The sequence below is a fragment of the Colwellia sp. MEBiC06753 genome (assembly GCF_053470325.1).
In genome coordinates this window covers 1-14,457 of record NZ_JBQMTM010000019.1, presented here as the reverse complement: position 1 = coordinate 14,457, position 14,457 = coordinate 1, and the positions used below count along the sequence as shown (strand labels likewise).

Genomic DNA, 14,457 nt, shown 5'->3' with positions numbered 1-14,457 from the left:
TCTCATTATCATTGTGCAATGCTAAACAGAATCTCTGTTAACTCCCCATTACGGTCCACCAACAACGCTATATCACTGGTATCTCTTAATAAACTTAATGCCTGAGCTGATTCACTTGGATTAGACAAATCTAAACCATTCATCAGCAACGCGACGTCGCCAGGCTGTAAACCTGACGCTTTGAAAAAGGCAGGATCTTTACCTGGCATGACCTGATAACCAATTATTTTACCCTCTTCCATTTTCGGTGATATTTTTAGGTAATCACTGATTTTGCCAGGGTCGTCGGCAACTTCTTGTCGTAATCGCTGAACTGCCGCACTTAATTCTTCATTATCACGTAAATCTACTGAATCGTCGGCAGGTGAAGGCCCTGCACTCATTGCGTCGTTATTAAGGGCGCGGTTTATATCACGTTCAGGTGACGAATTGATGACATGACTTTGCTTACTATAATCAAAACCATCAAGCATTAAGGTTTCCATACGCCCGCCCTGCTTGATTAACACGCGATCAGCATAAACTTTTTCTAATGATGCACGTGTGCCATTAATTTTTTCGCCGATACCATAAGTTTCTTGGCTACCCTGGTTTTCAATAATAGCTGCAGCAAATTCGCTTTCACTTGATGCAACCACCCCAGAAAGCTTTAAGTTCAATTTAGTTTCTGGCGCTTCTTCCACCACTTCAACCGCAGCTTTTTTAGGTGCTTGCTGATAGTTACCAAAAAGATGAAGTCCGATTACGCTATTTAAATCAAATGAGGAAGAGTTTGGCGTAGTGTTAACGGTTGTGCTTTTTTGCGTAGTTAAAGTTGGCGTGTGATTACTCGGTACTAATTGCCACGTCATTTGCGCCAGCAAATACATGCAATAAATAACTAAAATAACACTGAATATTTTTGCGATTTGAACTTGGGGCAACTTGTTAAGCTGTTCATTCAACGCAGCCAAATTATCGGGCAACTGCATGGTCATTCTTTTGATTTTATATCCTATTGCTCTCGATGATACTTGACCTAAGTGTATGCAACAAGTAAGCGGCTAAAAATTTAATTAATATTTACAAAACATCGCAGTAATTAGTCGTATCAAGAAAGTGAAAGCCATAGCGGAAAATCGTGGTTTATGGTACATTTCAGCAAATTTTTTTCAATGAAAGTAGCAAACCGATATGGCAGGAAAACAACAGCCATCGACAACTTCAGATGTTACTCGATTAGACAAATGGTTATGGGCAGCTCGTTTTTATAAAACTCGTGCTATTGCTAAGCAAATGATTGACGGCGGCAAAGTGTTTTATAACGGTCAGCGCACAAAATCAGGCAAAGCTGTCGCCATAGGCGACAAAGTAAAAGTACGTCAAGGTTTTGATGAGAAAGAAGTAGTGATAATTGCACTTGCCGATAAGCGCAAAGACGCGACATTTGCTCAAACACTTTATGAAGAAACTGCAGACAGTATCGAAACCCGAGAGCGAAATACACTTGCTCGTAAGCAAGGGGCATTCTTTAGCCCAGCGACCGATACCAAACCAGATAAAAAACAACGCCGACAAATCAGGCAATTTAAAGAAAGGATATAATTACTCATGTCTCAATCAGATGTGTTAAATCGCTATTTATTTGATCATAAGCATGCCCGTGGCGAGCTGGTACAAATTCATCAAGCGTACCAAGATATTTTGCAAAATCATGACTATCCTGATGGCGTAAAAGCATTAATGGGTGAATTATTAGCAGCTACTTGTCTTTTAACGGCTACATTAAAGTTTGAAGGTGAAATTGCCGTGCAATTACAAGGCGGTGACGATGCCCCGATCGGCTACATGGCAATTAATGGCAATCACCAGCAACAAATGCGCGGGGTAGCGAAATTAAAACATGATACTCAGGCATCGACATTAGGTGAATTAATTGGCAACGGCATTATGGTAATTACCATTCGACCAACCAATGGTGAACCTTATCAAGGTGTAGTTGCATTAGAAAAGCCGACGTTAGCAGAATGTTTAGCTAACTATTTCGAAACCTCAGATCAAATTCCAACCACAGTTTGGTTATTTACTGATATTAAAGAAAATAAAGCCGCTGGTAGCTTGATTCAATTACTACCAGACAGCGACGATAAAGCGCAGCAATTAGCTGACTACGAGCATTTATGTGCATTAACTCAAACCATCACTGCCGACGAAATCTTTAATTTACCGGCGCAAGAGTTATTACATCGCTTGTATCATGAATTAGAAGTGCGATTATTTGACCCGCAAACCGTCACTTACCGTTGTAGTTGTTCGGAAGAAAAATGTTTAACCGCTATTTCGCAACTTGGTATTGACGAGATCAAATCTATCCTAGCAGAGCAAGATACCATCAGCATGACTTGTGACTATTGTTTAACCACTTATGCCTTTGATGAACAACAATTATCATCTTACATAAATGAGATAAAACACTAGTTAACCGACAATTTAGATTAAGGGCGCTATTAAGCGCCTTTTTTTATCATACCCGCCCAATTTTTCTTAGCTTCCGCTTGGTCAAGATCACAATCATTTTTCAGTTTTGTTGTTATATTACATAAAAAAACTAGCAATTAATCCGATCTTTGTAATAAAAGATGAAAACTTTCAGTCACAATAAGTTTTTGCTTTTGTTTTAGTCAACTATCGCCTAGAATTAGCGGCCTCAGGAACCGCCTGAAACAATTTTTTAACTTTTGTTCTACCACTGGAGACTATGAGCTATGTCCGCTTTGGAAAACACGATTGATTTATCTCAGTACGGCATCACCAACGTTGCAGAGATTGTTTACAATCCTTCTTACGAACTCTTATTTGAAGAAGAAACCAAAGCTGAGCTTTCAGGTTTTGATAAAGGTTACATAACTGAGCTTGGTGCAGTATCAGTAGATACCGGTATTTTCACTGGCCGTTCACCAAAAGATAAATACATTGTTCGTGACGATGTTACCCGCGATACCGTTTGGTGGGCCGACCAAGGTAAAAATGACAACAAACCAATGTCTACTGACACTTGGAATGAATTAAAAGGCTTAGTCACCACTCAACTTTCAGGCAAGCGTTTATTCGTCGTTGATACTTTCTGTGGCGCTAATGAAGATACACGTTTAAAAGTGCGCTTTATTACTGAAGTGGCTTGGCAAGCACATTTCGTTAAAAACATGTTCATTCGCCCAACTGAAGCTGAATTAAAAGATTACGAGCCAGATTTCATTGTAATGAACGGTGCGAAAACCACTAACCCGAACTGGCAAGAACAAGGGTTAAACTCAGAAAACTTCGTTGCATTTAACTTAACTGAAAAAGTGCAATTAATTGGTGGTACTTGGTACGGCGGCGAGATGAAAAAAGGTATGTTCTCTATGATGAACTACTTCTTGCCACTAAAAGGCATCGCCTCAATGCACTGTAGTGCGAACGTTGGTGAAGACGGTGATGTGGCAATTTTCTTCGGCCTTTCAGGTACAGGTAAAACCACACTTTCAACCGATCCTAAGCGTGAATTAATTGGTGACGATGAGCACGGTTGGGATGACAACGGTGTATTCAACTTTGAAGGTGGTTGTTACGCTAAAACCATCAATTTAAGCAAAGAAAACGAACCAGACATTTATAATGCTATTCGTCGTGATGCTTTATTAGAAAACGTGACCGTTGCTGCTGATGGCACAATAGATTTTGACGATAATTCAAAAACTGAAAATACCCGCGTGTCTTACCCAATTCATCATATTGATAACATTGTTAAGCCAATTTCTCGCGCAGGTCATGCCAAGAAAGTGATTTTCTTAACGGCTGATGCCTTTGGTGTATTACCGCCGGTTGCGAAATTAACGCCAGAACAAACTGAATACTATTTCTTATCAGGCTTTACTGCAAAATTAGCCGGTACAGAGCGCGGTATTACAGAGCCAACACCAACGTTCTCAAGCTGTTTTGGTGCAGCGTTCTTAAGCTTACACCCAACACAATACGCAGACGTGTTACGCAAGCGTATGGAAGCTGTTGGCGCAGAAGCTTATTTAGTTAACACAGGTTGGAATGGCACAGGCAAACGTATTTCAATTAAAGATACGCGCGCTATTATCGACGCGATCTTAGATGGCTCAATCGACCATGCAGAAACGACTACCTTACCACTGTTTAACCTAACTGTGCCAGCCGCACTTCATGGTTGTGATAGCGAGATTTTAGACCCGCGTAACACCTACGAAAATTCCGCTGATTGGGAAGTGAAAGCGAAAGATTTGGCCAACCGTTTTGTCACTAACTTTGATAAGTTCACTGACAACGACCACGGTGCTTCATTAGTGGCAGCAGGTCCTCAGTTATAAACTGAAGTGTTTATTTAAATACAAAGGCCAGTAAGTGAATGCTTACTGGCCTTTATTATTGTTCAAATTGTCACTAGCTTTATATTGAATTAAACCAGCCAACACTTAGCGTAATGTCACTTTAAATACTTTTAAATTAAGTAACCGTTTGAATTATATTGTCGCGGTGGCGACTGCACGAAAGAGGGAAAAAGCGCTTGTTTCCCTCTTTCATCTCCCTCAGCGCCCAATTCAGCGGCAAACTTTAATTATTCGCCGGTGCTTATTTGTTATTCCTGATGATGTTACATCCATGTACCAACATCAGTGCTCGGCTTCCTTCCTCGCATAACAAAACGCTTTACCTACTCATAATTAAACCGCTTCAATGAGGTTGGTGTTGATTTCAAGTGTGATGATTTATTGGCTAATAACAAATCAAAACACAAAACTGTTTAGCGGAATGACTAAGTGAACAAAAAGAAAAGCGGCGACCTTTAACCCGTGTGTAAAAATCAAAGGTCGCCATAGCTAAACTTAGCTATTCTTTACTAACGATAAAATGGCTATTTCAACAACCAATTTAACCGCTTAACCTAACTTACTTGACGCATCAATGAGCTGTTGCTGCTCGGCGCTTTTTACCGCGTAATTAAAGCCGGGTTGAATGCAGTGCGCCCCATATTGACCATTTTTATCAAGCGCCAAAAAGCCCACTTGAAACTGTTGGTAATCACCAAGTTTGCGAGCAATTCGCTCAACTGCTTCTTGGCAGGCTTCCTGTGGTGAAGCGCCTTGACGCATAATCTCGACCACGGCATGACAACCAACGGTTTTCATCATTAATTCGCCCATACCGGTAGCTGTCGCTGCGCCCACTTCATTATCAACATACAGACCCGCGCCAATAATTGGCGAATCACCAATACGGCCATGCATTTTAAACGCAGCGCCACTGGTGGTGCAGGCGCCAGATAAATTACCGTGTTCATCAAGTGCTAACATGCCAATGGTGTCGTGGTTTTCAATATTAATAATCGGTTGATACTTGCTTTGCTTTTTCCATTCTAGCCAAGCTTGTTTGGCTTTATCGGTTAACAAATTTTCTTCAACAAAGCCTTGGCTCAAGGCAAATTGCTTAGCGCCTTCACCACTTAACATCACATGCGGCGTTTTATCCATGACTAAACGCGCCACGGATATTGGGTGCTTAATATTTTGTAAAAATGCCACCGAGCCACAATTCATCTGATGGTCCATAATGCAGGCATCTAAAGTTACAATGCCTTCACGATCAGGGTAGCCACCATAACCAACGGTCATCACCTCAGGATCCGCTTCTGGCACTCGAACACCTGCTTCAACCGCATCTATTGCCATGCCACCGTTTGCTAAAACTTGCCATGCCGCTAAATTAGCAGGCATACCATGGTTCCAGGTAGAAACAACAATTGGCTTGGTCACTGCTTGATTATTACGATTTGCCGCTGAGTTTGACTGACCAAATGACCACTTAGGCACAATAGTAGAAAGGGCACTGGCCCAGATAAATTGTCGACGATTCATCATTAATCCTTATATACCAATTAATTTAACCCTTATTAATATCTGACCACTAGCTAATGAAAAAGGCCAATATTGGGTTACAACATTGGCCTGAAAATAGCGTAGCAGCTGTCCACCACGAGCCGCTGCTACACCGCTTAACTCAATCTAGCTAAAGGTTAGTGCTGATTAGCTCAAATTAGCTTAACTAACCTGCTAGGCAAGATTATTGCTCAATACCAATTAGCTCGATTTCAGCAATTTGTACAAGACCATCATTATTCTTGTTCTTGGTAATATTTAATCGGTAACTACTGTAGGCAAAGCCATTAACAAAGTCGAACTGCTTACGCTCAAAGCGTTCATCCCAACTTTCACCAACCCAGCTTGCCACTGTTTTCCATGTTGCACCACCGTCGTTTGATCCTAATAACTGGAAGTTTTCAGCATCGCGCTCTGGCGCATCATTAGCACTCACTATCGCTAAGCTGCTAACGATTTGTGGTGATAATAAGTCGACTTGAATCCATGATGGATCTTCCTCAGAAGGCGCACCTAACCAGTCATTATGATCTAGCCATTTGGTTTCAACATCACCATCAAAGGCTTTGGCTTCACTTTCAGCATCACCAATACGATTGCGAGCGCTGTAAATAGCACCGGCTTGCGTTGCATGGTTTATTGCTGCGTACTGTGGGCCGATTAAACCTACTTCTGCTACTTGCATTAAACCGTCGTTGCCAGCGTTTTTGGTAACATTTAAACGATAGCTGCCATAGGCCAGAGTATTAGCAAAGCTAAAGGTTTTACGCTCAAAGCGATCATCAAATGCTTCACCAACCCAGCTACCGACAACCACCCAAGTTTCACCGCCATCATTTGAAGCTGATAAAGTGAAGTTTTCTGGGTCTCGCGCTGGCGCGTCATTAGCACTGGTAATAGTTAAGGTATTGACCACTTGTGCTGATGGTAAATCAACTTGTATCCAAGCAGGATCAGCTTCAGTAGGAGCACCTTGCCAATCGTTATGATCTAACCATTTCGTTTCAACGTTGCGGTCAAATGCTTGAGCAGCGCTTTCAGCATCGCTAATGGCGAAGCGCGCAGAATATGAAGCACCGGCCATCACACTGTGATCTAAACTTGGTAGCTCTGGACCAATAAATTCCACTTCAGCAATTTGCACTAAACCATCATTACCGCTGTTTTTAGTGATATTCAAACGATAGCTGGTATAAGCCAATTGATTCGCTGAACGGAATTCCTTGCGCTCAAAACGCTGATCAAATGCTTCACCTACCCAATCACCGACAACTTCCCAGTTGCTGCCATCATTAGACGCTAATAACTGGAAGTTTTCCGGATCACGTGACGAGGCATCATTGGCACTAGTAATAGCGACAACGTTAACCGCCACCGCTTCTGGGAAGTCCATTTGGATCCACGACGGGTCAGCTTCACTTGGCGCACCTAACCAGTCGTTATGATCTAACCACTTAGTATTAACATCACCATCAAATGCTTTGTCTTGGTTTTCGGCATCACCAATGCTATTGCGCGCTGACGCTACGCCAACACCTGAATGTGAATGCACTAAGCTAGTGTAAATTGGCCCTAGGAAGTTAATTTCAGCAATTTGCATTAAGCCGTCGTTACCTGCATTTTTCGTAACATTAAAACGATAGCTGCTGTACTTAAGTTCATTAGCAAACGCAAAGCTTTGCGCCTGAAAACGCTCATCAAATGATGCGCCTTTTACATCTAATAATGTTACCCAAGTTTCGCCACCGTCATTCGACGCCACTAGCGTAAAGTTTTCAGGGTCACGTGCTGGTGCGTCATTGGCACTGGTGATCACCATAGTATTAATCGCTTGTGGCTCGGCAAAATCAATTTGCATCCACGAAGGATCTGCTTCAGTTGGTGCACCTTGCCAATCGTTATGATCAAGCCATTTCGTTTCAACGTCACCATCAAATAGCTGATATTGGCTTTCCGACTCACTAATACTAAAGCGCGCAGTAATAGTGGCCGCAGCAATATTATCAGGGGTAGAAATTTCGTGAATTGGTCCACCTGTTGATTCAGCATCAAATAACGCTAAGCCTAAATCAATAATGGCACTGGCTGAAAAACCAAGCTCTGAAGCCACCTCATGGCGGTCGATAGCTTGGTACAAACCTTCGCGTAACGCGGTTAATGCCTCTGGATCACCCGCTAATGCAGCGCTTAGGTTTTCACTTGCCAATTGCAAGTTCGCGGCTTGCGATGAAGTTTCGTCAAACTGACTAAACGCAGCATTTAAAAACGAAAGCTTAATTTGGCTTTCAGTCACTAAGGTATCAGCGCAAACTTCTTCACCTGACTCGGCTAGTTCACAGCTATTGCCGGTGACAAAGTTATGATAACTTTCAGCACTCACCACTGGCGTAGTGAAAACATTGGTGTTATTGGTTTGCCAGCCTAGAGCGCGAAGTAACAACGCGGAATATTCAGCTTGCGCTAACGCTAATAAATCTGGCGAGCTAACGTTACGCCCATCAGCAATGGCTTGCTCAATCAATTGTGTGGCTAATGTCGTCAGCGCATTCGCTTGTGTCACTAAGTCCGCTTGACCGTCGGCATTGTTGCCATAAGGTACGGCTAACTGGCTTAACGTCGTTAATTGCGTGCCTTCAACAAAAGCGCCGCTCACTACGCCACCTAAGTTAATGCCGGCACACACTGGCGCATCACAAATCATGCTGGCACCAGCGTCTGCTGTCACTGTAATTTTAACTAGGCTGTCGATACCAAAACCTGGTTTGCCATTTAGTTCAACGAAGAATTGACCGTTGGCATCGGTGACTGCTTGGCTTGCTGCGGTTAAGGTTGTGCCATTAAGTGGCGTAACGTTTATTGATGCGCCTGATAAAGTGCCTTTAATTACTGAACCTGCAACTTCTGCCGCAGTATTGTCTGGGGTTACCGGAACGTCTTGCGCATCCGGATCATTGCTGCCTCCACAAGCACTTAATGCGCTTGCAACCAACATCATAGGCAACGTAAGTCTAAAATTTTTAGCCTTATTCATAATTATTCCTTGCATTTTTAACCGGTAATTTCGATCTGACGTGATTACCGACTATTCAATTTGGTTTTATTGTGTTTATAAATTCGTGCTAGAAACGATAGGTCATACCTACGTAAAAACGACGTCCGGTATAACTACTGCTACGTAACCTTGCTTTGGTATCGTCACCATAGAAAGTTCTTGGTTCTTCTTCGGTTAAGTTAATGACCGAGGCAGAGAGAATCAGGTTATCTATGATGTTATACGAAGCATTGATATCAACTTGCTGATACGGCTCTTGGAACACGGTTAAACCATCGGATAAACCTAGAGCGGTTTGTCCGGTACGGTTATAAGAGGCACGTACGCTATATAAGTCGGTTTCATAGTAAGCAGAGAAGTTAAACTGGTTTTCAGCACTACCAACTAACTCAGACTCACCGATTTTCTCACCATCAACACTGATATCAGCCTGATTGGTGTCGTTAAGCGTGTAGTTGACGTTTAAACCAAATCCATTGTCAAATGCATGTTGAGCGAATAGTTCAATACCACGAGAGGTAGCGTTAGTACCATTTGCCGTAGTGTTAAATGGCGTTACGACAATATCGCCAGCCAGCACCACTACTTGACCAGTATTCGGGTTCGTAAAGCCATCAAACGGGCGGGTTGAAGTAATGATCAGCGGTACAATAAAGTTGTCCACGTCTTTATTAAATAACGCGGCACCTACAGCTGAGCCTTCACCATAATAATATTCAATAGAGATATCCGTTTGCACCGACTCGAATGGTTTTAGCGCTTTGTTACCACCAGAACCCGACCAGCCTGGATCAACTGGGTTTGAGCGGAACTCTAAACGGTCATCAGCCCATTCTTGAGAAATGAAGGTTAATTGCTCTGGCGCGCCCATATCATTGTAAGGCGCTCGTGACATGGTTTTAGCCATTGCACCACGTACCACGATATTTTCAGTTACATCCCAAACAATGTTAAAGCTTGGTAAGAAGCGATCATCTTTAATCACGCGCTGAGCGGTAGTTTCAACACTTAATACCCGCTCGTCACCTAAAATATCTTCTTCGGTTTCATCATCAATATCATCTAAATAGTAATTGATTTTATCTGACGACATGATCATGGTTTCTGTTTCTACGTAACGCACACCAAAGTTACCGCGAACATTTTCCCAAGCAAAATCAGCTTGCGCATAGAACGCAGTAATTTCTTCTTCAATATCAAAGACAAAGTCTGGTTCGCGACGGGTATATTTTACGTATTCATCAGTGACGATATCGCGATAAGTATCCCAGTTTATGGTTGGCATCACGTTAACATCAAAGCCGCCAGTAATATTTTGCTCAGATTTCTTATTTAAGATATCCGTCATCTCTGGCATGCCATCAATCCACTGATAAGAAACCTTATCAATGGCGCCTTGGCTAAATGGATCTAACTCACCACTTTCAATGGCTGCCGCACCTTCTTTGGTAATAAAAAAGGTGTTATTGGTTTCACGATGAAGTTTGGCATCACGATATTTTGCACCTACACGTAAGGTCTGGATAATGCCGTAATCTAACTGGTAGTCAAAATCGATTTGTGCGTAATTTTCTTCCAAATCACTGACAATAAAACTTGAGCCTGTTGAACCAGGATCTGGGTCACCAGCAACGCCTGCTCTTAAGTTATTCAATAATTCAGGGTCAGCATAAAGTGAAACGCGGTTACCTAAACGCCAGCCTGCATAGCTAGCCGCATTTTCCACTAAACCAGAGTCACTGCGCTTAGCGGGCTGGCCACTTTTATAAGCGGTATTCCATGCTTCTTTGGGGCCACCTTCTGCTTCAGTATGACCAATGGTAACGCGTAAATCGTAATTATCGCCGGCATACTCTAAGCCTAAATCAAAGGTATCTGAGGTATCTTCTTCTTCGGTATAACTGCCGCTGATCCAAGGAAACTCTAAATTACCTTCTGTACCACCAGCACCAGTAGTGAAATCTAAACCATTAACCACAGTGCCAGTCGAGTCTAAGTGAACACCGGTTAAATGGTCTGGGTTGTATTTCCATTCTGGAATTGATAAACGCGAGTTAGTGCGATCTTGACCTAACGCAAAGCGGAAGTAGTTAAAGGTCATTTTTAAGTCATTGGTTGGTAACCATTGACCGGTAAATTGAAAACCTTCACGCTCACGTTTTTCTTCGGTAACGCCAACACCTGCTACCTGTGGCACCCATGCCCCTTCGGTAATGCCGCCGTAAGCATCTTCAAGTGCTGCGAAGCGGCGAGTGCTGTCAGTAATTTCATTGCCATGAATATCGGCAGCGGGTACATCGTCGCTAGTTGCCCAACGCCAACCGCCAGCCCCACTTGTATCGCCACCTAATGTACGGTTTGTGCGCTCTTGACGGGTATACCCAACAAGTACGCCAAAATCTTCGTTGTCATTTTTCCACGAATAAACACCACTAAAGTTCGGCTCATATTTTTCGGTGACATCGGCATAGGTGTATTCAAGGTTTAATACACCTGAACTAGCGTCCATATCTAATGGTTTACGGCTATGTAGAATAACTGTACCACCAACACCACCTTCATCAAGACGTGCTTCTGAGGATTTAAACACTTCAACTCGCTGCACCATAGTTGAAGGTAATAACGAATAGCTAAAAGAACGCGATGGAGAGCCCGGTGATGACGCAATAAAATTGCCATTTAGCTGAGTAAATGTCAGATCAGAAGACAAACCACGGATACTAACATTTTCACCTTCACCACCACTTCGAGAAATGACAATCCCTGGTACCCGTTGCAATGAGTCAGCAACGTTTTTATCTGGGAATTTACCGATATCTTCGGCGGTAATTGCATCTACGATGGCTGTAGATAAGCGTTTAATCGCTAAGTTTTCCGCCTGACTGGCGCGAATACCACGTACTTCAATGGTTTCAATATTTTCATTTGCCGAGTCAGCATCTGGTGCTTCTTGAGCGTAACCTAATTGAGAGTAACCTAAGTTAAATGCGGTCATCAAAGCCAGCGTTAACGCAGATTTTTGATAGATCCCTTTACTCCCCCGGGATGTACGACCTTTGTTATTATAAGTCATTCCGTTCTCCGTAATGATTGTTGTAAGCGTTCTATTAGACAGCACTACCCTAAGTAGCTAAAAGAAATAGCGAAAGGTAGCTAGAGCGAGCACTATTGTTATTTTTATCCCCATTAAAAAATGGGATTTTATGCTAGTTTAAAACCATGTTCAGGATAGGGTTGTCTGTTAGTAAAGTGATAATATAAATTCGGTTAGTGGTGCAATAAAATCGGCGTTTTGTTTTTTATTCATACAGTTTCTTACTCAGTGCTGTATTATCACACTAAGCGAGTTGTCACCATTTGCCTTAGTTTACAATTATGAGTAACCCGCAATAAATTTGATAAAACGACTGAAAGCCCATTCAAATACTAGCACTTTTAATAAAGCCAGAGCCAACCAAAATACACATAAAAATCATAATGATAGACAAAAATAAACGAATAATAGAAATTTGCATCAATGCTGATGACAGCGCAAACTTAGTCAATAATGTTACCGCAAGTATTAAGGCAGGTGCTGCACGAATTGAGCTTTGTGGGCAGATGATGCTAGATGGTTTAACGCCAGATGAAAGCGCTATCAAGCAAGCAAAATCGGCGATGTTAAAAAATGGTGAATTACTAGTAATGGTCCGTCCACACAATAAAAGCTTTTGTTATTCTGATGAGGAATTAACTCAAATGAATCAACAAATTATCCATGCTGCCAAGCTAGGTGCAGATGGTGTAGTTTTTGGTGTATTAACTAATACAAACACTATCGATTTATCGGTAATGTCCGCATTAATTACCACCGCTAAACAGCATCAGTTGGCCGTTACTTTTCATCGAGCATTTGACGTGATTGAAGATTATGCGCTTGCGGTTGAGCAACTCGCCGATTTAGGCATTGATCGGTTGCTAACCAGTGGTGGCGGTTGGCAGCAACCAACTACGATAAACCAGCGATTAACAAAACTAACATCACTATGCCAACAAGTTGCCGGACGCTTTGAATTAGTTGTTGGTGGCGGTGTGACACTAGAAAATGCTCAGCAATATTGGCAGCACTGTCAACAAAGCGTCACCCCCGTTTCGTTACATACCTATTCCAAGGTGCTAGATAATCAAGGTAGAATCGATCCTTTGGCAATCCACTGTTTAAAAGCTACTACAGATAACTAACCAAACTGGCCGCTGAATTTAAATACTGACAATAAAAAGAACTCGCTGATGAACACGACAAACAAAAATAAACCATTATTCTTAGGTATCGACGGCGGTGGCACTAAGTGTCGTGCCCGTATCGAAGATAGCCAAGGTATGCTAATTGGCCAAGGGCTAGGTGGGCCTGCTAACTTAGTTCGCGGGGTCAGTAGCACAATTACTTCAATTATGGCGGCAACTTCACAAGCGCTAATGCAAGCAAAGCTTAGCCATCAAGATCTAGCTCGAGTTCATGCCGTTGCTGGCCTTGCTGGTGCCAACGTAGAACAAGCTAAGCAAGAGTTTTTAGACTGGCAACATCCTTTTGCGTCACTTACCGTCACTACCGATATGGCCATTGCGTGTTATGGTGCCCATCAAGATCAAAATGGCGGCGTGATAATTTTAGGCACTGGTTTTTGTGCTGGACTAACCATTAATCAACAGGTCAGTGAATTTGGTGGCTATGGGTTATATTTGGGCGATAAAGCCAGTGGCAGTAGTTTAGGGTTAAGCGCGGTACAATATGGTTTAAAAGTATTTGATGGCGTGGAGCCAGCAACTGATTTTAGCCAGCAAATATTAACCACCGTCGACTGCCAGACCCTAGAGCAATTATTATCATTTGCCTTGTCAGCCCAACCAAACTTTTTCGCGCAATTAGCACCGATTGTCTTTGAATATGCCGATAAAGGCTGTGTAATTGCGGTTAACATAGTGCAACAAGCCGCAGACTTTATTGATTTATACGCCAATCATTTATTAGCTCACGATATCAACCGTTTATGTTTAGTGGGGGGGATTGCCTCGAAAATAACCCCTTGGTTGCCTAAATCCCTTCAAACGCAATTAAACAGCCCAATTTCTAACGCTGAGCAAGGCGCGTTATGGTTGGCAAGACAGCAATTAAGTTAAATTAACCTGAGATCTGTATAAGAACTAAAGCCGAGTCACTTTGATGCTCGGCTTTTTCGCTTTAAATGTATAGGCAATTAGCCCTGCCATTAGATTTACCATAAACGAAATACAGCTACGATGCCTTGTGTGATCAATCTGAGCAATATTCTTAAGCTGATCAAAAACGGTTTCGATGATGAAACGTTTCGATAACATAGCTCTGTCCCAAACCGAAATAGGCTGACGCTTCATATTACTTCGCTGACCCGCAATAAAATCGATACCTTGCTCGGCCAGTTGTTCCTTCAAGTTCGCTGAGACATAGCCTTTATCGGCATACAAGCT

The 14,457-nt window shown here is 42.4% G+C and carries 10 protein-coding genes; 5 read left to right on the top strand and 5 right to left on the bottom strand.

Annotated features, from left to right (window positions below; translation table 11 throughout):
• Positions 1-8: 8 nt before the first annotated feature.
• Positions 9-971, bottom strand: a complete 963-nt coding sequence (gene gspC / locus ACOB82_RS14380; protein ID WP_448213672.1) for a type II secretion system protein GspC — start codon at positions 969-971, stop codon at positions 9-11.
• Between the two features lie 202 nt (positions 972-1,173).
• On the opposite strand from gspC, the gene hslR reads away from it, so the two are divergent.
• The 3 genes from hslR (at position 1,174) to pckA (ending at position 4,355) form a co-directional block, all read left to right on the top strand.
• On the top strand, positions 1,174-1,584 hold the full coding sequence (hslR, locus tag ACOB82_RS14375) for a ribosome-associated heat shock protein Hsp15 (RefSeq protein WP_448213671.1): 411 nt from the start codon (positions 1,174-1,176) through the stop codon (positions 1,582-1,584).
• A 6-nt stretch (positions 1,585-1,590) separates the two neighbouring features.
• Entirely contained in the window at positions 1,591-2,457 is an 867-nt protein-coding gene (gene hslO, locus ACOB82_RS14370; protein WP_448213670.1) for an Hsp33 family molecular chaperone HslO, read from the top strand.
• A 287-nt stretch (positions 2,458-2,744) separates the two neighbouring features.
• Positions 2,745-4,355: a phosphoenolpyruvate carboxykinase (ATP) gene (gene pckA / locus ACOB82_RS14365; RefSeq protein WP_448213669.1), complete on the top strand. Its 1,611-nt coding sequence runs from the start codon at positions 2,745-2,747 to the stop codon at positions 4,353-4,355.
• A gap of 570 nt (positions 4,356-4,925) precedes the next feature.
• Here the strand turns inward: pckA and ACOB82_RS14360 are convergent.
• The 3 genes from ACOB82_RS14360 to ACOB82_RS14350 all read right to left on the bottom strand — a co-directional run bounded on the left by ACOB82_RS14360 (position 4,926) and on the right by ACOB82_RS14350 (position 12,046).
• Positions 4,926-5,900 (bottom strand): isoaspartyl peptidase/L-asparaginase family protein, encoded by a 975-nt coding sequence (locus tag ACOB82_RS14360; RefSeq protein WP_448213668.1) that lies wholly within the window; start codon positions 5,898-5,900, stop codon positions 4,926-4,928.
• Positions 5,901-6,105: 205 nt separating this feature from the next.
• Positions 6,106-8,952, bottom strand: coding sequence for a discoidin domain-containing protein (locus ACOB82_RS14355; protein WP_448213667.1), 2,847 nt, complete (start codon positions 8,950-8,952; stop codon positions 6,106-6,108).
• Between the two features lie 88 nt (positions 8,953-9,040).
• Complete coding sequence (locus ACOB82_RS14350; RefSeq protein ID WP_448213666.1) at positions 9,041-12,046, bottom strand: TonB-dependent receptor; 3,006 nt, start codon at positions 12,044-12,046, stop codon at positions 9,041-9,043.
• A 404-nt stretch (positions 12,047-12,450) separates the two neighbouring features.
• Between ACOB82_RS14350 and ACOB82_RS14345 the strand changes: the two genes are divergently transcribed.
• Together ACOB82_RS14345 and ACOB82_RS14340 are read left to right on the top strand one after the other, a co-directional pair.
• Positions 12,451-13,194: a copper homeostasis protein CutC gene (locus tag ACOB82_RS14345; protein ID WP_448213665.1), complete on the top strand. Its 744-nt coding sequence runs from the start codon at positions 12,451-12,453 to the stop codon at positions 13,192-13,194.
• Positions 13,195-13,242: 48 nt separating this feature from the next.
• The gene (locus tag ACOB82_RS14340) at positions 13,243-14,130 is read left to right on the top strand and encodes a BadF/BadG/BcrA/BcrD ATPase family protein (protein WP_448213664.1); all 888 of its coding nucleotides are present in this window, start codon (positions 13,243-13,245) and stop codon (positions 14,128-14,130) included.
• A gap of 24 nt (positions 14,131-14,154) precedes the next feature.
• On the opposite strand, the gene ACOB82_RS14335 is transcribed toward ACOB82_RS14340, so the two are convergent.
• The coding region (locus ACOB82_RS14335; RefSeq protein ID WP_448213663.1) for a transposase at positions 14,155-14,457 on the bottom strand (303 nt) is incomplete at its 5' end.